Source organism: Candidatus Bathyarchaeota archaeon (genome assembly GCA_018396705.1).
Taxonomy (GTDB): domain Archaea; phylum Thermoproteota; class Bathyarchaeia; order Bathyarchaeales; family Bathycorpusculaceae; genus DRVP01.
Map to the genome: position 1 here is coordinate 1 of JAGTQZ010000007.1, position 19,955 is coordinate 19,955.

Annotated in this window: 24 protein-coding genes and 3 tRNA genes; 14 read left to right on the top strand and 13 right to left on the bottom strand. The window is 43.5% G+C overall.

The window, feature by feature from the left end; translation table 11 throughout:
- Nucleotides 1-99: 99 nt before the first annotated feature.
- Nucleotides 100-621, top strand: coding sequence for a hypothetical protein (locus KEJ24_07580; GenBank protein ID MBS7647682.1), 522 nt, complete (start codon nt 100-102; stop codon nt 619-621).
- A gap of 519 nt (nt 622-1,140) precedes the next feature.
- On the opposite strand, the gene KEJ24_07585 is transcribed toward KEJ24_07580, so the two are convergent.
- Together KEJ24_07585 and KEJ24_07590 are read right to left on the bottom strand one after the other, a co-directional pair.
- Nucleotides 1,141-2,352, bottom strand: coding sequence for a tyrosine-type recombinase/integrase (locus KEJ24_07585; GenBank protein ID MBS7647683.1), 1,212 nt, complete (start codon nt 2,350-2,352; stop codon nt 1,141-1,143).
- Between the two features lie 67 nt (nt 2,353-2,419).
- Nucleotides 2,420-2,497: transfer RNA gene (locus tag KEJ24_07590), tRNA-Asp, on the bottom strand.
- A gap of 164 nt (nt 2,498-2,661) precedes the next feature.
- On the opposite strand from KEJ24_07590, the gene KEJ24_07595 reads away from it, so the two are divergent.
- The 7 genes from KEJ24_07595 to cca all read left to right on the top strand — a co-directional run bounded on the left by KEJ24_07595 (nt 2,662) and on the right by cca (nt 9,156).
- Entirely contained in the window at nt 2,662-3,375 is a 714-nt protein-coding gene (locus KEJ24_07595) for a hypothetical protein (protein ID MBS7647684.1), read from the top strand.
- A 10-nt stretch (nt 3,376-3,385) separates the two neighbouring features.
- A complete protein-coding gene (rpiA, locus tag KEJ24_07600) occupies nt 3,386-4,090 on the top strand; it encodes a ribose 5-phosphate isomerase A (protein MBS7647685.1) in 705 nt (234 codons plus the stop codon).
- Between the two features lie 266 nt (nt 4,091-4,356).
- On the top strand, nt 4,357-5,472 hold the full coding sequence (locus KEJ24_07605; GenBank protein ID MBS7647686.1) for a VIT1/CCC1 transporter family protein: 1,116 nt from the start codon (nt 4,357-4,359) through the stop codon (nt 5,470-5,472).
- A gap of 261 nt (nt 5,473-5,733) precedes the next feature.
- Nucleotides 5,734-6,573 (top strand): right-handed parallel beta-helix repeat-containing protein, encoded by an 840-nt coding sequence (locus tag KEJ24_07610; protein MBS7647687.1) that lies wholly within the window; start codon nt 5,734-5,736, stop codon nt 6,571-6,573.
- 256 nt (nt 6,574-6,829) lie between these two features.
- A tRNA-Met gene (locus KEJ24_07615) sits at nt 6,830-6,934 on the top strand.
- Between the two features lie 196 nt (nt 6,935-7,130).
- Entirely contained in the window at nt 7,131-7,700 is a 570-nt protein-coding gene (thpR, locus tag KEJ24_07620; protein MBS7647688.1) for an RNA 2',3'-cyclic phosphodiesterase, read from the top strand.
- Between the two features lie 28 nt (nt 7,701-7,728).
- Entirely contained in the window at nt 7,729-9,156 is a 1,428-nt protein-coding gene (gene cca, locus KEJ24_07625) for a CCA tRNA nucleotidyltransferase (protein ID MBS7647689.1), read from the top strand.
- On the opposite strand, the gene KEJ24_07630 is transcribed toward cca, so the two are convergent.
- Nucleotides 9,153-9,911, bottom strand: a complete 759-nt coding sequence (locus KEJ24_07630) for an undecaprenyl-diphosphate phosphatase (protein MBS7647690.1) — start codon at nt 9,909-9,911, stop codon at nt 9,153-9,155. The genes cca and KEJ24_07630 overlap by 4 nt on opposite strands.
- A gap of 281 nt (nt 9,912-10,192) precedes the next feature.
- A complete protein-coding gene (locus KEJ24_07635) occupies nt 10,193-10,333 on the bottom strand; it encodes a DNA-directed RNA polymerase (protein ID MBS7647691.1) in 141 nt (46 codons plus the stop codon).
- Between the two features lie 235 nt (nt 10,334-10,568).
- Here KEJ24_07635 and KEJ24_07640 point away from each other — a divergent pair, with 235 nt between their 5' ends.
- The 5 genes from KEJ24_07640 to KEJ24_07660 all read left to right on the top strand — a co-directional run bounded on the left by KEJ24_07640 (nt 10,569) and on the right by KEJ24_07660 (nt 12,620).
- Entirely contained in the window at nt 10,569-10,796 is a 228-nt protein-coding gene (locus tag KEJ24_07640; protein ID MBS7647692.1) for a hypothetical protein, read from the top strand.
- A 95-nt stretch (nt 10,797-10,891) separates the two neighbouring features.
- Nucleotides 10,892-11,356 carry a universal stress protein gene (locus tag KEJ24_07645; protein ID MBS7647693.1) on the top strand — a complete coding sequence of 155 codons (465 nt, stop codon included), beginning with the start codon at nt 10,892-10,894 and terminating at the stop codon, nt 11,354-11,356.
- Nucleotides 11,357-11,529: 173 nt separating this feature from the next.
- The gene (locus tag KEJ24_07650) at nt 11,530-12,081 is read left to right on the top strand and encodes an MFS transporter (GenBank protein MBS7647694.1); all 552 of its coding nucleotides are present in this window, start codon (nt 11,530-11,532) and stop codon (nt 12,079-12,081) included.
- Between the two features lie 44 nt (nt 12,082-12,125).
- Nucleotides 12,126-12,201: transfer RNA gene (locus tag KEJ24_07655), tRNA-Gln, on the top strand.
- A gap of 65 nt (nt 12,202-12,266) precedes the next feature.
- Entirely contained in the window at nt 12,267-12,620 is a 354-nt protein-coding gene (locus KEJ24_07660) for a helix-turn-helix transcriptional regulator (protein ID MBS7647695.1), read from the top strand.
- Between the two features lie 42 nt (nt 12,621-12,662).
- Here KEJ24_07660 and KEJ24_07665 read toward each other — a convergent pair whose 3' ends face one another.
- The 9 genes from KEJ24_07665 to KEJ24_07705 form a co-directional block, all read right to left on the bottom strand.
- On the bottom strand, nt 12,663-13,118 hold the full coding sequence (locus KEJ24_07665; protein ID MBS7647696.1) for a CBS domain-containing protein: 456 nt from the start codon (nt 13,116-13,118) through the stop codon (nt 12,663-12,665).
- 45 nt (nt 13,119-13,163) lie between these two features.
- Nucleotides 13,164-13,712 (bottom strand): YkgJ family cysteine cluster protein, encoded by a 549-nt coding sequence (locus KEJ24_07670; protein ID MBS7647697.1) that lies wholly within the window; start codon nt 13,710-13,712, stop codon nt 13,164-13,166.
- 41 nt (nt 13,713-13,753) lie between these two features.
- Nucleotides 13,754-14,497, bottom strand: coding sequence for a radical SAM protein (locus KEJ24_07675; GenBank protein ID MBS7647698.1), 744 nt, complete (start codon nt 14,495-14,497; stop codon nt 13,754-13,756).
- A 6-nt stretch (nt 14,498-14,503) separates the two neighbouring features.
- Nucleotides 14,504-15,184, bottom strand: a complete 681-nt coding sequence (locus KEJ24_07680) for a DUF1847 domain-containing protein (protein ID MBS7647699.1) — start codon at nt 15,182-15,184, stop codon at nt 14,504-14,506.
- 84 nt (nt 15,185-15,268) lie between these two features.
- The gene (locus tag KEJ24_07685; protein ID MBS7647700.1) at nt 15,269-15,532 is read right to left on the bottom strand and encodes an MscL family protein; all 264 of its coding nucleotides are present in this window, start codon (nt 15,530-15,532) and stop codon (nt 15,269-15,271) included.
- Nucleotides 15,533-15,926: 394 nt separating this feature from the next.
- Nucleotides 15,927-16,832, bottom strand: a complete 906-nt coding sequence (locus tag KEJ24_07690; GenBank protein ID MBS7647701.1) for a radical SAM protein — start codon at nt 16,830-16,832, stop codon at nt 15,927-15,929.
- 132 nt (nt 16,833-16,964) lie between these two features.
- The gene (locus KEJ24_07695) at nt 16,965-17,489 is read right to left on the bottom strand and encodes a phosphopantetheine adenylyltransferase (protein MBS7647702.1); all 525 of its coding nucleotides are present in this window, start codon (nt 17,487-17,489) and stop codon (nt 16,965-16,967) included.
- Entirely contained in the window at nt 17,465-18,397 is a 933-nt protein-coding gene (locus tag KEJ24_07700; protein ID MBS7647703.1) for a hypothetical protein, read from the bottom strand. The genes KEJ24_07695 and KEJ24_07700 overlap by 25 nt, the downstream gene beginning before the upstream one ends.
- Nucleotides 18,398-18,399: 2 nt before the next feature.
- The gene (locus tag KEJ24_07705; GenBank protein ID MBS7647704.1) at nt 18,400-19,158 is read right to left on the bottom strand and encodes an ECF transporter S component; all 759 of its coding nucleotides are present in this window, start codon (nt 19,156-19,158) and stop codon (nt 18,400-18,402) included.
- A 183-nt stretch (nt 19,159-19,341) separates the two neighbouring features.
- Here KEJ24_07705 and KEJ24_07710 point away from each other — a divergent pair, with 183 nt between their 5' ends.
- Nucleotides 19,342-19,911 carry a hypothetical protein gene (locus tag KEJ24_07710; GenBank protein MBS7647705.1) on the top strand — a complete coding sequence of 190 codons (570 nt, stop codon included), beginning with the start codon at nt 19,342-19,344 and terminating at the stop codon, nt 19,909-19,911.
- Nucleotides 19,912-19,955: the final 44 nt, after the last annotated feature.

Here is a 19,955-nt window from a genome sequence, read left to right on the forward strand (position 1 = left end):
GTTAAGCCAGCGCCAAGACAGCGCGTCCGACGACAAGGATGACATACAACAAAGTTGTGGATGGGAAGGCTTAGACTACGTCACTTAGGAGGACGAAACATGAAACGGCTGGACGAAGCTTCCACATTCATAGTCATGCACGATCAAAAGCCTTCCTTCGAACAATTAAGAATTTGGCTTGACAAGATTTGCAACGACATAGCCATAAAGTATGGACTTCTAACGCCTTCTGGAAAGCCTAGAAAAGCCTTCGTGCTGGACACACTGCTAAAATATTCTTGCCGAGGCTGCATCAGAAAAGCTTTACAACATCATGAAGCTGACGGCAGAGTGGACGCACTTTACATTCAGAACCATAGGCTGGCCATAGGGCTACTTATCGAGGGGTTACGATCGATCTTTGAGTCGAGTGGCCTAAGCCTAAATGTTGGGCTGGAAGTGACCGGCGATTTCGGCAAGTCTGACGTGGTGGTCAAACCTACATGGACGGGAGTTTCAGTTAGGTATGTGTCGGCTGGAGGGACTCTTAATTTTGTAAAGTTTTTGTACTTCGTAACCTCAAGCAGTTTAATTTTTTCTCGTGTAAATCTTTTGGGACTCATCTCATGTATTAAGATTTAAGATTAATGCCACCCATATAAGTTTTCCTTTTCTATATTTCTTCAACCATTTCTTTGGAGGTTGTTCATTTCCTCAAAGGCTATGAATTTTGTTTTTGCATCTATCTTTTTCTAGTAGCCAGACAATTCCCGTTATGTGGGCTGATGTTCTAGGAGTGATTCTTTTTCTCCGTGGCGATAAATTCAGCTTCTCCAACAATAGAGGCGTCTGAGGACACTATGTCAAAGAGTTTTGGCCGCTCCGATCGCTTTTTAGGCGCTAATTTAACTCCGAAATGTCCTGACCTGATTTATCTAGCGAATTCGCAAAATCTTGTCGTCCGTATATTTTGGCTCGTGTTCTGGGCTCTACGAGGGGGCTTAATTTCGTAAGTTATAGACAAATTCTCAAAAATCATTAGTTAGAATTTTAAATTTTAGTGCTGTTTGATGGCGGTGAGATTGTGGACGGTGACGATTGCATTATTATGCGGAGGGTTGACTTGGAAAAAGTGTAGGAGAATTTAAGGAACTTAAAAACTCATTCTTGAGGAACGCTTCGGCTGTTGAGCATGGTGTGCACTAACCGCTCAAGGTTTTCTATTCGCCTGATTATAGCTTCTTCCATATGGCGATTTTCCTCCTCGATCTTTGCGGCCAGCTCTCTGTCTAACACGAAACCACAGAAACTGCATCTAACAAGGCTTGGGGCGTTTTTGCATCCACATCTTGGGCATGCGGCTAGTTGTAGTACGTCTATGCCATGCCTAGGCCTTGCTAGACCGTGAAGCTCCAGTATGGCGTTTTCTAGATCCCTTGCGCTGAGGTGCACGTAGCGGGCACTCATCTTTGAGCCATGAACCCAGCCAGCGAACTGCTCTAAGCGGGCTTCCGTAAAGACTTTGGCGAGGGCCGTAAGGGTTGAGTGGCGGAACAGGTAGGGCCACACTTCCTTTCTAAGCCCAGCCTTCTTCGCTGTGTACTTTATTATGAGGCGGAAGTGCCTGTAGCTTAGCCTTTCGCCCTTGTGGTTTGGGGCCAGCGAGCACCACAGCGGCGCGTCGGGGTCCGTCCTCCTCGGGTGATCATCTAGCCACTCGATGAGTGGCCTGTAGCTGACAACTAGCGGTACGACTTTTAGGCCAGTTTTGCCTCTGACCGAGATTACGCAGTAGCTGCACTTCCCGGACTCGTTTTCAACCTCCTTGAACTTAACGCTTCCCACGCTCATGCTCAGAAGCTCGCCGGGCCTGAGGGCGCCCTCGAAGAGTACGTAGAGCATGGCCTTGTCGCGGCGGTTATCGGCGGCCTTGACGAGCGCCTCGAAATCCTCCGGCGTCAGGAGTTTTTCAGGCGTGACGCGGCTCTCATCGTCCTTCACTTTAAGCCTTATCCAGCTAACCTCTGGCGGGATTGGCGTGCTTCTGTCGCAGCTGCCGTATTTAGCGTACTGGACGAGCTTGCGTAGGATCAGCTTCTTGTCGTGCTTGGTCCAAGCGCTCCAACGCCTGTTGCTGTTTATGGCGGCTACAACGCGCTCGACGTCGCTTCGCGCGGCGTCCTTTAGATCGAAGTGGATGAGGCGGAGCAGTGCGGGAATGTGGCTGGCGATCTTGCTGACCCTCGCAACGCTTAGGTTCAGGCTGAAGAGGTGGTCGAGAAAGCGCAGTGCAACCTCGCCGTTGACGCCGAAGCTGGCTATAACGCGTCTGTACCGCTGAAGCCTCTCCTCGTAGTCATATATTCCCTTCAATTCACGCCCTATGCCGTTTACTGTCTGCGAATTTAAATCAGGGAGAAGGGATTTGAACCCAAAAGTGTGGCGCCCTGGCCGGGATTTGAACCCGGGTCGGGCGGGCGACAGCCGCCTATACTAGACCGGGCTATACTACCAGGGCAATCTATGTCAATTCTGTTTATATTTCCAGATTTAAGGATTTCTTGTTTTCTTAGCAGCGTGCCCCCAATGTTGTTGGCATTAGCCCTAACGATTGCAGGCTGGACAATTTAAAAATATATAAGAGGTCTTTATGAATTTAGTGGATAGTGTAGAGGGAAACTTTTGCCCTTCGACGATCCTCTAACGATCGCGCTTATGATTACCACTGTAGGGGCGATAATCGCATGTTCCATAATCATTTATTCTATGAGGAAGAAATTAAGGAAGGGTGAAGCTGAGGCAGCGGCTGAAAAGGGGAGTAGCGAAGTAGGGGCGAAGGCTTTACCTTTCAAGATAGTTAAAACAGTTTCTCCGGAGGAGGCTGCAAAAGCTCGTGAAGAACTGCGGATATTGGATTTAGAAAGGGAGATTCTAAGCGACGCTATAAGGAAGCTTTATGAGGCGCACGCCGAAGGCAAAATAACCGAAGAAGAGAGGGATAAACTTGCCCAAACATATAAAGAGAGAATGATGATTGTTAAGGAAGCCATTTCAAAGGACGAGTCGCTTGTGGCCTTACACGAGCTTGAAGCCATGCAGGAGGATCTAATAAAACTTTTCAGCGAACGTTTTGATGAAATAACCGAGAAAATAGAGGAACTTCGCTCAAAAGTTGAAGCTAAACCTATAAAGGAAATAGCCATCTCTCCGGCTAGGCCAGTTAAAATGATGGAGGAGGAAAAACCAGAGGAGGAAACAAAGGAAAAAGAAAGGAAAAAGCGGAAACCACCAACTAAGACTCCTCCAAGAACAGAGGCTGAAAAACGTATAGAGGAAATCCGCGCTGAAGTGGAAAAAGTTTTGGAAAGATTGGGGCAGATGGAAATTGAAACCTAAAAGCGAGGAATTGGAAAAAGCCAAAAGAAACGCGGCTCTAGAAGCTGTAAAACATGTTAAAGACGGCTTTGTAATAGGACTTGGAAGCGGAAGCACGGTTGTCTACGCAGCAGAAGAAATTGGAAGAAGGATAAGGGTTGAAAACTTACACGTGAAAGTGGTTCCCACGTCGTATCAAGCCTTCATGCTTGCCGTCAAAAACGGCATCCCAACAACAACACTCGAAGAAAACCCTCTGCTAGACTTGACGATCGACGGTGCAGACCAAATAGACAAGAACCTAAACTTGATAAAAGGTATGGGTGGCGCCCTAACTCGCGAAAAAATAGTGGCTGCAGCCTCTAAAGCCCTTATAATAATCGCGGATTGGAGGAAAAAAGCTGGAACCCTGGGAGAAAATGGCCAATTAGTTCCAATAGAAGTCTTGCCTTTCGCTGTCCCCCTCGTAATTCGCAGAATAAGCATGCTTGGAGGAAAATCCAAAGTGAGGGAAGGCTCCGGGAAAGTTGGGCCCATCGTTACGGACAACGGCAACTTTTTAATAGACGTGGACTTTGGTTTGATAGAAAACCCAGCTGAACTCGAAGAGAAACTGAAGGCAATCCCTGGGATTGTTGAGACAGGACTTTTTGTGGAAATGACTGACACGGTTTATTTAGGAAGACCTGACGCAGTTGAAGAGTTAAAAATAACGGCTGAAGCTAGACACCTTTAGCTTCCTCTTTAAAAACGCCTTCACCCTTTCAATAAACCTCATCATTATTTTTCCAGACACTCCAACCACCTCCTAGCAATTTATATTATATATCAAAATTTAAATGTTTTTAAAATTGATATAATAACAATGATGACTTAGTAGTACTATTCCATTGTTTTAATGAATTTTAAGTGAAATGAATTTAAAGTTGGTAATGTTAGATATAACATGGGAAGCATCTCTATTGAATTCTAAAGAATGTTTCTTGTTGCGAGGCGGTTTCAATGGCTAAAGTCGAGACTATTAACTTTGCAAAAAAGGCATTACTGAATGAACTTGAAACTTCAGCTGTTTACAGCAGGCTTGCCAAGAGCTATCGTGCTGAATCCTTGTCGGAAAGATTAGGCGTTTTGTCCGAAACTGAGGCGGAACATGCGAGATTCTGGTCGAGATTTCTGGAGAAACGCGGTGTTGAAACGAAAGTTTTCAGAGCCAGCTCCCTCAAAGTTGTTGTTTACACTTTTGTTTTTAGACTATTAGGCGTGGGTTTAGGTTTGAAGTTCCTTGAAAGAGGTGAGCGTGCAGCCATCAACAATTATTGCACCATTCTATACGATCCAGAACTCTCAAATGAGGAACAATCGACAATTAGGGGAATTCTAATTGATGAGCTTCGACATGAAGAGCTGTTTGAAGAATACGCTGCAAGTTACAAGTTCTTCTTAAAAAATTTGGCTATTGTCTTAACGCAGATTAGTGGTGGGCTTGTAACCGTACTATCTGTATCCGCCGGCTTAGCTGGAGTTTATAGACAACCATTTGCGGCAGCCATAGCTGGATTATTGGTAGGTTTTACAGAGGCTATGAGCTCAGCCGTTAGCTTCTATTTTTATGGCAAAACAGAAAAACAAATAAAAATAGGTATAATGCAAAGATTGAAAATCATTACGGAAAATCTTCCTGATGTTTTCTCAGAGAGAATGATTAAGTTTTTTGAGAAGAAGGGGTTGAGCAAAGGAACTGCGACGATGGTCGGCGAAGAGTTGATGCAAGACACTAACCTGTTAAGGAGATTATTTGCTGAGGAAAGATATGGTATACACGAGGAAGCACTTGGCGATCCACGCAGGACCGGACTGTATGCTGGATTGTTTAGGCTTATTGGCACGATTTTCCCGCTGATACCATACTTCTTGAACTTGCCATTAGTATTGACGGTTCCAATCTCAGTACTGATTACACTTGCTGTACTGGTTTTTACAGGTTTTCTGGCAGCAATATCTACGGAAACAAGCATAAGTGGAAAAGTAACTGAACTAATAATAAGCGGCCTTGTTCTAACAGCCGTAGTATTCTTTGTTGGCTGGATAGCCTCATTTTTTATTCAATTGATGCAATAAACATGCGTTATTAAGCAGTTTGCACTCATCATGAAATAGATATAGCTTGTTTTTCAAAAAGGACGACTTAATATTTTTAGGAAGCGCAAATAAAAATACAAAAATGTACCAGGTAGCCAATTTACGCTTTTAATGGAGATCCCCCTCATCCCTCTTTTTTCTTTTAAAGTGGAAGCGAAAATGTCGGTGTCTATTGAAGATTTTCCGTAAATCTTAAAAGTTGTTTGTATGTGTATAGCGTGAAATGTTAAGTGATTGGATATGATTATAAAAAATGTTTTGGCTTCTGGCATTTCAGCATTGATGCTTCTGTCAGTAGTGTTTGGCGTAGCTTTAAATGTTTCCAAGGTTCGTGGTGGCGGAATCATATATATTAGAGCTGACGGTTCAGTTGAGGGGACGGATAAGATTCAGCGGGTTGGGAACGTCTACACTTTCACTGATAACATCAACGATAGTATTGTCGTTGAAAAAGACAACATAATAATTGATGGGGCAGGCTACGCCCTTCAAGGAACATGGGGAATTGGACTAAATTTGGCTTACAGAAGCAATGTAACCATCAAAAGCATCGTAATCAAAAATTTTGATTATGGCATCTATTTCTTCTGTTCACAAAACAATATAATCTCTGGAAACACTATAACAAACAACGGGATTGGCGTCTGGCTCTACGCATCCTCGAACAACAGCATTTCCGGAAACAACATAGCAAACAATGGGATTGGCCTCTATCTCGAGGATTCCTCAAGCAACAAGTTTCACCATAACAACTTTATTAATAACACGCATCAAGTCTACGATTATTCATGGGATCACAATCTATGTCCTCCATCGATAAATGTTTGGGACAAGGGTTATCCAAGCGGTGGAAACTATTGGAGCGACTACGCTGGTGTTGACCTTTACAGTGGCCCCTACCAGAATGAAACTGGAAGCGACGAAATAGGCGACACACCATACATAATTGACAACAATAACCGAGATCGTTATCCACTTATACCAGAATTCTCAATAAACATAATACCACCTCTTGCATTAGCTATGCTTACATCAATCGCAATAATTACTAGGGAAAAGAAAACTAAAAATCGAATGTGACCATTCTCTTTTTTCTATTGCAAATCTCTACTGTTATTCGACTTTTGTTTGCGCGATAAAGCCGCAGACTTCCGTGTGCAAGCTTCGAGACCTGCTTTATATGTTAAATTTCGCATGAAAACAGTCTCAACACTTGATGAAATTAGAGCGTTATCATAGGTTGAGTTCAAATACGTTTGCGAAAGGGAACCGACTGCTGCTCTTCAGAAAACGTAAATAAGCAAGCGCTAAAATCATAATTAATCCGGAAAAATCTGCCGGGGTAGCCTAGCCTGGAATGGGCGCCAGACTCATAATCTGGAGTCGAACGGGGCTAAGCGCCTAACGCCAGATGTCGCGGGCTCAAATCCCGCCCCCGGCACTCTTTGCATGATCCTGGGGGGGAGCTGAAAACTAAAACTAACTGCTCTCCGTCTGGTTTTTATGTGGGATTTTTCGTACATATAATGCAGGTAAGATTTCTGAAAAACAAGATAAAGGTTTATTCCATGAAATTTCCAAGAACGTTAAAAGCATTTATGAAAGTTATGGACTAAAAATATGCGAAGGAATGGCTGATGCCTGGAACAATAAGGAGTTTCATAGCTTTCGACATCGAGAACACCAACGTCTTAGAGAACATTGCAAAAATGCAGAGGATTTTAGTTGGGGCGGGTGCAGATTTAAAGCTTGTTGAACCTAAAAAGGTTCACATAACCCTGCGTTTTTTAGGAAACATAACACCAGCTACTGTGGACAAGGTTTATGAGGCAATGTGTAAAATTCAATTTTCTCCTTTTACCATTAAGCTTCACGGGCTGGGTGCTTTTCCAAATCAGCGGAACCCCCGAGTTATTTGGGCCGGGATAAGGGAGGGCTCCACGCAACTTCGAGGAATCTTCGAACAGTTAGAGCCTTCTCTTCGTGATTTAGGTTTTGCCCCAGACCCAAAAGGCTTCAGTCCCCACTTAACAATTGCCCGTGTAAGGTCTGGACGGAACAAAGCACAGCTTACAAGATGTCTAATGGAAAATGCAAACTTTGACTTCGGCATTATTGAAGCCAGCTGTTTAAGGCTTAAAAGAAGCGACTTAACGCCCAAAGGACCTATTTATACAACACTCAGAGAATACTGTCCAAAATGCTGATTTAAGGAGAATGGTCGGGCTTAAAACTATGCAAAGTGCGTTAGAAAAAGTTTGCAAAATCGTTTTGGAGAAAATAACCCCAAACCTGGAGGAGTATGAAAAAACAGAGAGCTTGGCGCAAATGCTGGAAAAGCGGGTTAAGGAAGCGGCGGAATATTTTGGCGTAAAAGCAACAGTACGACTTGAAGGTTCTGTGGCCAAGGACACTTGGCTCAGCGGAGAGCCAGACATAGATATTTTCATGCGTTTGCCCCCGAGTATACCTCGTGCCAACCTCGGCGAAGTTGCCCTAAAAATAGCTAGAAAAGCTACGGAGGGAGCGAGACAAGTGGAAAGATTTGCGGAACACCCGTACCTTGAGGCGTTTGTAGACAATGTGCGAGTTAACATTGTGCCCTGCTATGAAGTTCAGCGCGGGGAATGGCTAAGCGCCACAGACCGCACACCCTACCACACGGATTACGTGAAAAAATGTTTAAAGCCGCATATGCATGGCGAAGTTCGCCTCTTGAAAAGATTCATGAAGGGTATAGGTGTCTACGGCGCAGAAATAAAAGTGGGAGGTTTCAGTGGCTATTTGTGTGAGCTCTTAGTTCTTCACTATGGCTCTTTTGCAGAGGTTTTAAAGGCGTTTGCTCAATGGACAAAGCGGATAGTCATAGACATAGAAAAGCATTTTAAGGGCAGAGAGGACGAATTGCCACTGCTCTTTAACGAGCCTTTAGTGATCGTTGACCCAGTGGACATGGGACGAAACGTTGCTGCAGCCGTTCATCCTCAAAAGCTTTATACTTTTGTGGCTGCGGCCCGCGCATTTCTGGAAAAGCCGAGCCTAAAATTCTTTTATCCGCCTGAAACAAAGCCGTTAAATGTTGAAGAACTGAAGGCGACGCTGCAAAAACGTGGTTCCACATTGCTCTTTATAGTTTTCGGTAAGGTTAACGCTGTTCCAGATGTTTTATGGGGGCAACTTTATAAGTCCCAACGTTCATTGGCAAAACTTCTGGAAACAAACGATTTCGCAATATTACGGCATACTGCTTGGAGTGATGAGGAAAATCTAAACACTTTCATTTTTGAACTTGAAAGCCACAGTCTTCCACGAGTCAAAAAACATCTTGGGCCACCGCTGGAAAAAATCGCGGACTGTGAAAGATTTTTGGCTAAATATGTCGCCAACTCGGAGACGATTTCTGGGCCATACATTGATGACGGAAGATGGGTTGTTGAAATCAAGCGAAAATGCACAGACGCGGTTACACTTTTGACTGAGAGCCTTAAAGACAGTGGTGGAAGAAGCGCCGGTGTAGCCAGAGAGATAGCCAAAATATTGAACGAGGGTTTCAGAATTTTTGTGAACGAGGAAATAACTGAGGTTTACGTCCAAAACGGCGAATTTGCAAAATTCTTGACAGACTTTCTTCAAGGCAAGCCTAAATGGCTAGAAAACGCCTAAAATGTGGTTGAAAGCAGAGCAATACCTAAAAGCCAACAGTAAATGGCGAAAAAGTGGAATTTTCTTCTCGCTAAAACTTTCCAAAGCAGTTTTAAGACTAAATAACCGACGATCATGACTACAACTGCTCCAACAGAAAACTCAAATAAACCAAACGTTGATGTGAACAGCATATTATGCTCCCTATAAAGAGTCAAAGCCAATGCTCCAACAACTGCCGGAATCGACAATAAAAAGGAGAATTTAAACGCTTTTTCACACTTAACCCCAAGCAGAAGTGCAACGGCAATGGTTAACCCGCTTCTTGAAAGCCCGGGAACAACGGCCAAACCTTGTGCAATCCCTATCGAGAGAGCTTCTTTATAATGGATGTCAGTGAATCTTTCTCTTCCAATTTTTGTTAACCAGAGAAAAACACCGCAGACAACAAAAGCCGTGGCTGTAACTGAAAGTTCATGAAAAACATGTTCCAAAAATTCATAGAAAAACCATCCTATAGCCGCTGTTGGCACAGTGCCAACAATTATGAGGGGGATTAGCCTTCCATGCTCGGTTTTGAAGTCTAAATTTGTAAGCGCCCTCAGAGTGGCTGCAATATCGTTTCTAAAGAAAGCCAGAACAACAATCAGTGTTCCAACGTGCAAAACAACATCAAAAAGCAGCGGAACTTTCAAGCCGAGAAGATTTTCGCAAATTTTCAAATGTCCAGTGCTTGATATGGGAAGCCATTCCGTAAAGCCTTGAATCACACTCAATATTATAACCTTAAGCAAATCGTTCAAACACTTACACACGCCCTCTTTGCCTTCTAAAAGGTTAACCTTATTAAAAAGTTGCCATAAATTACATTTTTTGCTGAGACCTTTTGCAGAAGAAAAATTCGCAATTCTCTAGCGGCACGGGCAATTAACGTCCTGCTTTCAACCTACATCTCTTAAACGTGTTTTGCTTATTCCATAATAATCTAGCATAAATATTTCTCGTATAAGGCAAAAATGGAGGAAATAGTGGCTTAAATGAAAGGACTAAACGTGAACTAGTACCTTCTTCTCCGGTCTCTTCTTTTCATCCAGCATGCTCGGCAGTAGACTGGTCTGCTTGGGTCTGGAACGAAGGGAACCTCACATTCCATGCCACAGTCGGAGCAGACCGCCTTATGCATTTCTTTACTAGACATTTTAGCCAGTTTAACTCCTTTACCTGTTTATTTTTGTGCAAAAACCGCCTATTTAGAAAGCAGTTTTGCACTTCGTTATGTAGAGTTGAATGCCGCTTATAAAAGTTTTCATGAAATTCAAATCAGCATTTAATGGTTAGTTAGCGTATGTTTAGCTTTGCTAAAGATTCATTGTTCATAACTTTTAATGCCATTTGTTCTGAAAAAATAACCGAAAGTAGTTGGGACATATGCCATGAAGGTTTTGATGGAAGAGGAAGCCCAAAGGATAGTTGTGGACTTTCTAAAGAAGAGGAAAAAGACTGAAAAAATTGATGTTGCTTCCGTCGAGCAGAGGGGTGACTGCTGGATTGTTAGGGGAACATGTCCTATAGACCTTGAAGGCCACCCATGGGCTGAACGCTTTGAGGTTGTCATAGACGCCAAGGGAAAGATAAAATCCACAGACTTTTCACTTTTATAGCTACTTTTAGCCTTCAATTCTGGGGTGTAAATGACAGTTTTCAAAAATATATATTTAAGGCCTTGCAACCAGTAATTATCGGAGGACCGTTTTCCTTGTTTAAAAAAATTCTTGTTCCTTTGGACGGTTCTGAACACTCTATGAGGGCTTTGGACATTGCCATACAAATAGCTAAAAAGTTCGAAAGTAAGATCACGTTGATCCACATTTATTCCATTGGTGTCAGACCATTTTTTGTGCCGGAACCGACGACTTTTGTTCCAAGTATTCCGATGGTGACTCCAGCTGAATATTCTAGGGTTGCTGAAGCAGTCAGAGAAGCTGGTGCAAAAATTTTAGCCGAGGGCGCAAAAAGGGTGAGGGCTGAAGGCATGGAAGTTGAAACTGTGTTATTAGAAGGTCACGTAGTCCACGAGATAGTTAAAGCGGCCAAAGAATGCAAATTCGACTTGATTGTCATAGGTGCAAGGGGTTTAAGCCGGATAAGGGAGATACTTTTGGGAAGCGTCAGCGACGGCGTTATTCGAAACGCTTCATGCCCTGTCCTAGTGACTAAATAGGTTCTCGCAGAGACTTGTCATACCGCATGAAACCGGTTCATTTTCTCACCAAAAGGTTTATTTTTATGCGCTATTCGGATTCTCTCACCTAACCCGGAGGCAAGCCGACTCAGAAATGTACGTGAATAAAATAGGCTATGATTCCGCGATGGCTTCAGCAGGAGGAGTTATGTATGCTGAAGTCATCCCGCACACTCATGCTTGCCTTAGCTTTAAGTACTCTATACTCTTTAGGAGTCGGCTTGCTGGGGCCAATATACCCAATATTTGTTATTAATCGGTTTTCCGCTACAGTTATGGACGTAGGCTTGTTGTACGCGTTTTTCTGTGGTGTGGCAGCACTCTTCAAGACGGCTGCTGGAAGGCTTACAGACGTCTATGGTAAGGAGAGGGTCTTTTTTGCTGGAGTGATGATGGGTGCGCTGTGTTCTTTGGGCTACATTTACGTGCCAAACATGACGGGCCTTTACATGATTGAATTCCTGTTTGGGGTTTCTTATGCGCTGCAACGTCCCTCAATCTTAGCGTTGATGGTGGATTTGGGCAAGAAAAAGAAAAGCGGTACAATCCTCGGAATGTTTGAATCCATATATGACATTACAGAAGCGGTTGCAGCGCTATTATCCACGGTAGTAGCCACAAAGATAGGGTTTGAAACATTGTTCTTCATATGTTCCGGCTGCCAAGCCACAACGGGAATATTTGTACTTAAATGTAAACGTTAAGGTTATTATGGAGAACTAAAGCTTAAATGCTTGAAGACACGCGAAGCCCGGTGGTGTAGCGGTCAAGCATGGGGGCCTCTGGAGCCCTTGACGGGAGTTCGAATCTCCCCCGGGCTACCAAAACTCTCGGCAACTATTCTAGCTTTTGGGTAAAAGTAATATGCCTCATAATCGGTTCAGTACTTATGGCCTTGGCTGATGTTGCTAGAAATTCTGATGCTTCCAAGATAAAGAAAAAGTTTATTGAGCGAATAATTATAAGTTTTTTGGACATCGTGATTATGGCGCATTTCAAGGATAGAGCTTTCAGCGGCTATGACGTTTTAGTTTTTGTCCAAAAACAGTTTGGTTTACTTTTAAGCCCGGGAACAGTATATTCTAGGCTGTATTCCATGGAAAGGGAAGGCTTAATTAAACTTGTAGTTAAGAAAGGAAGGAAGAGAGTATACAGAGTTACTGAGCTGGGAAAAATGATGGTTGACGTTACTACGTCCATGGATGAGATGAAATTTTTTATCGCAAAAATTTTTGAAGGATAATCGCTTGCACGTTTTCGAATCGTGTTGTGACCTTTTACAAGCTTATACAATGTAGTATTTTACGACTTTGCTTAGGCTTTTAGGCATCTCATAGGTTTCCATAAGCCTTCTCAGGGTTTGTATTAGTGCTGGTTGAGCGCGGACAAGGTCCGTTAATGTTATTAAGCCTACAAGTTTATAGTCTTCGACAACTGGAAGCTTTTTGACTTTATGTTTGAACATGAGTTCTATAGCGGTTTCAAGGCTGGCTTCCGGGCTTATGGTTATTGGTGGTTTAGACATTACTTCTCCAACGCGTGTTTCTTCAGGTTTTCTGCCTTCGTCAACCACTCGTTTAAGCACGTCTCTTTCGGTTAAAATTCCGACAACGCGGCCGGCTTCAACCACTATTAGACAACCAATTTCAAAGTCGTTCATAACCCTTACAGCTTTTCTAACGTTAACGTTAGGTTCAATGGTTACAACGTCTGTCACCATAACATCTTTCACTAACAGCAAACTTGGAACCTCAAAAACTGTATAATTGCAGAGTTTAAAATGTTTTCACAGAAAGAGGCTGTTTTTCTTTATGCAATCTTCAATGGTTTTTTCTAATGCTTCTAATGGTTCGCATCCTTCTTGGAATATGAAACTATAAAGCTTCGTATAGTGGAGTTTTACTTCAACGTAGTATTCTCTTAAACACTTCCATGGGGGCTCTATCTCAGTTCCAGCTTTTAAACCAGGACAGCATGTGTCCAAATAGATTGTTTCGCTATTACTTGGACTATAGGGCATGAAGGGATATAGCCTACACCTCATGGGACGGATGGGATAAATACTGCAGAAGGGCAATTCATCTTTATATTCGAGGAAGATACATGTGCCATCTGCTTTGCCGCGTAGCGTCGGAACCGCCAGCATATCAGCTATGACAGCCACCACATATTTGCCTTTAAGCTTCCACCAGTCCACGTTAAGAAAACAGGCTATGCGATGTATGTCAAAGGCTGTAAGTCCCACGTTTGGGCCATTGCTACAGCACCGCCCGCATCTTAAACATTTAAAATGGGTCTTTTCTCCAAGCTTAAGCTTGGCATAATGGGGGTTCATACACACCAAGCCAAATTTTACGCTAAAATAACTTTTACTCTCTAAAATTCAAATTCATAAGATAGTCCTTCCCGTTCGAGGAGTTTTGTTAACTCCCTTTTCTTTTGCTGGAAATACTCGGGAGTCATGGCGTACTCAAGGCCATGCCGCCTATAAATCCAGTTTGCATATTGATAGTTCATCTTGTCCACCAGCACATAGTCTGCTTTACCAACAATTGCTTCGATCAAGCCTTCAGCTTTAGGCAGTAAGGGCGCAATCATGACACATGTTTTAATACCGGCTGAATGTAGCTTCTCCAAAGCATCTAACCGTTCCTTAATGGATGGTGCTTTAGGTTCGAAAATTTGTTTAATCCCTTCGTCGGCTGTTGTTATAGTTAAGATGACTTCAACGTTGCCATGACCTTTTAGGAGGGCCATGTCACGCAGTATAAGGGTTGATTTTGTCTGTATAGTGACTGGCCACCCCTTCTTCAACAAAATTTCAATGCATCTTCTCGTTATGTTGTACCGTCTTTCTAACGGCTGGTAAGGATCGCATAGCCCGCTAACCCAAACTCTTCCAACTTTCTTATGGCGTATTTCCCGTTGAAGTAGTGTGGGCGCGTTAATTTTCACGTCTACAAATTCGCCCCATGGCTCCATGTGGTTTGTGAACCTCTTAATATAGCGAGCATAGCAGTAGGTGCAACCGTGTTCACAACCGACGTAGGGGTTGATAACGTAATCTAGAACTTTTGATTTGGATAGAATGGTTTTTGCATAGATTTCTTTAATTATCATGGATTTTCATAGGTGCTTCTGAAATTTTACTATGTCCCTATGATAGTTGCTGTAGAGAGCGGCCACTGGGTTGTGGCCTAAAAGCCTATCCTTCACAATTAAGGTTGTTACTGGAGCTTTTGAATGCATGGTGAAAAGCATGTCGTGACCCACACATAAGCCGACAATGATGTTTATGTCTGTTTTAGCCTCGTTTAAAAGCTGTGCTTGAACAATGGGGTTGCATGCAGCCTCAAATGCGGATGGGTTGCCGATTTTGTAGTCTTTATTTACGCCGAGTTCTGTTTTGTCTATGGCGCCGCATTTGCAGCGAACAGACGCAACGGTAAACCCAGCTTCTTCGAGAATCGCCACCGTTCTAGCCGCTTCATCTTGAAGCCCAGCGCAGAAAGCCACCCCAAGTTTTTTGGCATTTATCAGTTTAGCGAATTCTATAAGTTCCCTTATTCTTGGGCGAACAGCCATCAAAACACCTCTAACAACTTGGTAGGCCTCTTTCTCAGTGATTGTGGCTGGAACGTAAATTCGCTTTACCTCGTCTTCCACGTATTTTTTAATTGCTGATTGAATTGTTTCTTTGCTGTTTTTCATAGGACAAAAGCTTGGGAGCAGTTTCTCGTCAACCTTTTCCAGCGGCATGCGACTGCAGTAAAAGCTTGAGCATTTACCACATTGAGGATAAACCATCATGCACCCTCATAGAGCCTCAATAGCGTGAATGTTTATGATACTTTTCCTCTGAAGAAAAATTAAGAGATGATGTTAAGCCCTTTATTCGACTCCCCACTTTTTGGTTACTTTTACTATGATGAAGATTACGAACGCTACTAGAATGAATGTTATCAATGCGCCTATGAAATGACCTATGCGGAAAGGTCCAAGTGTGAAGGCTTCCCATTCTACTCCCGGTAGCACCAACGTTATTATTGGCATGATTATATCGTTTACTAGAGCTTGAACTAAAGCGCCCAAATACAAGCCGAGAATGAAGGCTACAGCCATTCCCATGACCTTGTATTTAGAAATGAAGTCCATAAACTCCTTCCATAAGCCCTTTGGCGGTGGCGGTGGTGGTGGCGGTGGTTTAGGTTCTAACAAGGCTTTTATCTCCTTTAAAACTTGGAGTATTTCTTCATCTCTTGCTTTAGATTTGGACAAAGTTTCACCGTTTTATTATACTGTTGGTTGTCAATTTAACATTTGCCGTATTTCTTACATGTCGTGAGGCTTGTCTCCGTTTAGATGTAATCTAAATTTTGCCTTCGTAACTTAAATAATGGCCTAATAAATTAGACTGAGGAACGTTTTGGAGCCACATAACCTCACGAGGCAGCCAAACAACCTACGCAAGTGAATGGATAAAACTGGCACGTGGACTGTACAACTTTACTTTCGCAACGGCCGGTTTTAGGTTCCATGGAAGTTTATGTTAAACTATGTCTAAGGACATTTTTGTAAACGTAGACGCCTTTATGGTATTTGTCTTAAGCAGCCATGAGCCATCGCATGTGGCTGCTGTATTTAAGCTTTTCAAACCCTCGCGGCAAGTAGCAAACTTTAATCCATGTTTTTTAGCTAGCTTCGCCAAATTCTCTAAAAGCTTAAGCCTCAGAATTTTCGGCAGGTAAGTGTACCGTCCCAATTTTTCGCCTTTCTCAAAGTAGAGGGGTTTAAGCTTTTCAGAGAGTTTTGGCATAGCTAGGCTTAGCCGTTGCCAGTTGTCCGCCTTAACCTTATAAGTGGAGGCGGTTATGTGCTTGACACCTATTTCTGCTATGGCTTTAACCAAGGATTCTGGGTTTTCATTCACGTAGGGGATCACCGGGTCTATGCGTACCGCCACAGGTATATCCTCCGCCAAAAGCCTCTCGGCGGCTTTTAGACGTTCAGCAGGCGTCGGCGCATAAGGCTCAAGAATTTTAGCTGTTTCAACATCATCCGTTGTTATTGTTAAAGCCACCATGGAAGGCACCCGCTTTAAAAGGTCTATATCCCTAACCACAATGCTGGACTTGGTTATTATCTGGATAAGGCAGTTACACTCGGCCAAAATTTGGATGCAACGTCTCGTCAAACCGGTTTCAGCCTCAACGGTTGGATAAGGGTCTGATGAATTCGAAATGGAAACTAGCTCGCCTTTTAGTTTAACAGCCTCGCGTTTCAACCGCGGTAGCAAGTCTTTTTTGGGTCTACACTCATAAAACCGCGGGATATAGCTGGATGCGTAACAGTAGACGCATCGATGGTCGCAACCAGTGTAAGGATTAAAAGTCAACTTAGGCGGGCATGTGCAAAAAGGCGAACGCCAAGGATCAAACCATGTGAGTAAATTCAATTGCCCTGTTGGCCTCGCTGTTTACTTATCTGAGTTTTGTGTCAAATCTTCTTTGAAAAGCTTTTGTAAGGCAGGTTGCAAATTGACTTTCTTGAAAGCTTGCGCCGTCTAAACAAAACTCTTTTAAATGGTTTAAGATGGTGCTTTTTCCAGCTGTTTTATCAGACGTCCCTCTCGGTCTATTTCGCCTCTGCGTATTCTTGTTGTAGAGATTGGCGTATGGTTTTCCGATGGAACCATGTCTACAACTATTATGTGGAGGGGTTTAAGTCCTCGTTTGACTCTCTCTTCATTTATCTTTTTGGCCATAGGTTCAGTTTCTTGACTGACCACCAACGCTTCGAGGCAGCCTTTCCGTAACGTTATTCCGTAAGCATCGTTCAACGGCATTATCTTCGCTCTTTCCGTAAGACCATGCGCTTTTAGGAAGTTTTCCAGCTCCATCCGTCTCTCTTCGTATGGAGCCACAATGTGAGGTTTATTCATTTTAGCTACGAATTCATCTGTGCACAAACCTATCCAAACTTGTTCGCTAACTTCGAACGCCCTTAAAAGCAGCGTTCTGTGTCCTTTGTGTAGTTCGTCGAAGGTTCCGCCAACTCCTACGATCCTAAACTTTTTGGCCGCCAATCTTACCCCAGCAACCTCACTCCGCATAACTCCACGTTTGCCATGAGAACCTTGTTCTCTGGAAGAATCCGCTTAAAAGCTTGCGCCACTTTTTCAGCGTTTTCTAATGTTGTTAACGCATGGACAGCCTCACCAACCATGTTTTGAGCCACACCAATGGCGCCAGCCTCTTCGGCGGCCCTAAAGAGTCTACGAACACGCTCAGTGGCGAAACTAGTTTTTTCGGCGAACTCGCGGCAACAAACCAAAAAATTCTCCAGCGAAGGCTCAGCCAAAATTTTTTTAAGGGTTTGCCTCCCCCATCTGTTTACGGCTAAACGTTTTTCAGGCGAGGCCAAAACCTCCTTAGTTGGTATCGCCCCAAAAACTCCAGCTACTATTACGTGATCTGCCGTTATTGGGATTCGATCAATTACGGCCGTTCCCGGTGCACCGGGCTCGATGGTGACGACGCAGCCTCCGCCAATAGTCAATGGTGCTACCGTACCTAAACCAGTTTTGCATCGTATTTCCGCCATGTGAGCTATTTTGCCAAGCTGATTCAAGGTTAGCTTTAAATTCAAGGCCTTGGAGAGGGCTAATGCAGTTGTTATGGCGCCTCCAGCGCTTGTGCCAAAACCAGCTCCTATTGGAACATCAATCCAATGCTTAACTTCAACACAATGGTTTTCACCAGCTTTTTCTAAAAGTGTCTCTACAACGGTTCGCGTGGTTTCAGCTTCAGGAGCAATTCGCCCATTGATGTAGATGACTATGTTTGTTTTTTCAGCTTCTGAAACGTTAACTTCTGTAGTTATGCCTTTCTGTAGTCCGAAGCCCCCTCCCCTAGCTCCAATCTTTTCAAAGTCCGCAATGGGCGTTCCATTCGGTAATGTATCACATATCTCAAAAAAGCTTGAAATTGCTGCTGGACTAAAGGCTTTAGCTGTTTTCAATTTTATTCGCTCTTTATGTTGCGGGTTAAAGATGGGAAAGCATTGCGGCAAGCCTTGATAATGGGCGGTCCAAGAAGGAGGACAAAGGGGATTTCCGTGGCGAAAGTCCAAACAAAGATTAGCGACATAAACTCTGGTGGGAGAGGTGCCTTGAAATAGCCTCCCGGGCTCCAAAAGACTTGGCTGTACCCCCAAACAACCAAAGCGATTATTAGACTGGCAACTCCCAACCCGATAATAGAGCCGACCGTATAGCTTCTCCATTCAGGCCAACGTTTTACGACAACTACCATTATGACTATACTTGCAATAACAGCCGCTGTAAAGACGATGAGGCTTATGTAGGCGGGCCAACCTGTGAAGAGCTCAGACTCTGCTGGCAACAGAACAGTGGGCAAGAGTAAACCCGCCACTATTGTAACGCTGCCTACAAACATGCTTGTGCCAACTTTTTTCAAGGTTAGGTTTGTGCGGGCGAAATAGCCAATTAAAAAGCCGCCTGCAAAATTGGCAGTAACGCCTGCTGAAAGGCTTAACAAGGCATCTCCGTGGAAAAGCATGTCACGAATAAATATGCCTATAGCTGCGCCGGTTCCGCCAACCCATGGCCCAAAGAGAACTGAGAAAACCGCCGGTATAACGGCTGCTGGCCAGAAGGCGACCCCTCCAAAAGTTATGCCTAAATCTGTTAAACGACCTATTAGGGCGTATAAGCCTGCACAGATCCCGGCCATCGCCACGTCCAACACTCGAACCTTCATTGTTCTATTCCTCAAGCGAATGCTAACAAAACTTTTCTAAATAAAAATTTCCTATGAATTCTTTAAACATGTTTAAACTTTAGTTCGTGTTGAACTGTTGAACAGTTATGTGTAGCTCTGTTCTACGCACAAACCATCATATTAAATTAATGTTGATTTTTGAACCACGGAGCGAAAGTAAAAATGAAACTCCTAAGGAATAAGAAAGCCCTCAGCACAGTAGTAACTACACTAATAATTCTAGTGGTTTCAGTGCTGTTGGCAACGGTTGTAACGTTCTACGCCATAAACGTCACAACAACCAGAGTACAAGAAGAAGCCCTATTCCTAACAAAGCCCCACCTTTGGGTCAAAAACTCAAGCTACTACTTAGGCGCCATCATGATAATAAACACAGGCGGACGTGACGTCGTCCTCGACAAGATCGCAGTCAGAGGACAAACAGTTTCATGGGATTACGTTTTCTACTGTGTGACCAAGGGAGGAATATCTGAGGACTTGCCATTCATAGACAACATAGCTGCTGAAAAAGACATTGGGATTAAAGACCCACAAAACCCCAGTAAAAACTTAACGTTATCCGCTGGAAAAGCCAACATGGACTTAACACTGAAGTCTGGATACACCATCATAATTTACATGAAGAACCCGGACAGCCTCTCTATGAACGACATTGGCTTGACAGTCGGTATAACAGTGTTCACCTCAAACGCTCAATACTACAAGGAAGCCAACGTTGAAGCAGCCACGTAAAATAGCCAGCAACTCCCTTTTCTTTTCCTACTTTTTGTTTATCA